The sequence below is a fragment of the Streptomyces sp. SID5643 genome (assembly GCF_009872555.1).
In the GTDB taxonomy this organism is placed as follows: Bacteria; Actinomycetota; Actinomycetes; order Streptomycetales; family Streptomycetaceae; genus Streptomyces; species Streptomyces iakyrus.
The window spans coordinates 1-212 of the sequence record NZ_WWIC01000105.1 but is presented as its reverse complement, the minus strand read 5'-3'; the positions used below and the strand labels follow the sequence as shown (position 1 = coordinate 212).

The 212-nt window shown below is 66.0% G+C and carries 1 protein-coding gene; it reads left to right on the top strand.

The window, feature by feature from the left end; genetic code table 11:
- Nucleotides 1-212, top strand: a 212-nt coding sequence (locus GTY56_RS13245; protein ID WP_272923365.1) for an SRPBCC family protein, incomplete at both ends; no start/stop codon positions are given.

The window sequence follows — 212 nt, the reverse complement described above, 5'->3', positions numbered from 1 at the left end:
TGGCTCGGCTACGTGTGGGTGTGCCTCGCCGAGAACCCGCCGTCGTTCGAGGAGTCGGTGATCGCCGACGTGGTCGCGCGCCTGGGCGACGTCGAGTCCATCGAGCGCTACGACGTCGAGAGCCTGGAGGTCGGCCGGCGGATCGTCTACGACGTCCGGGCCAACTGGAAGCTGATCATCGAGAACTTCATGGAGTGCTACCACTGCGCGAC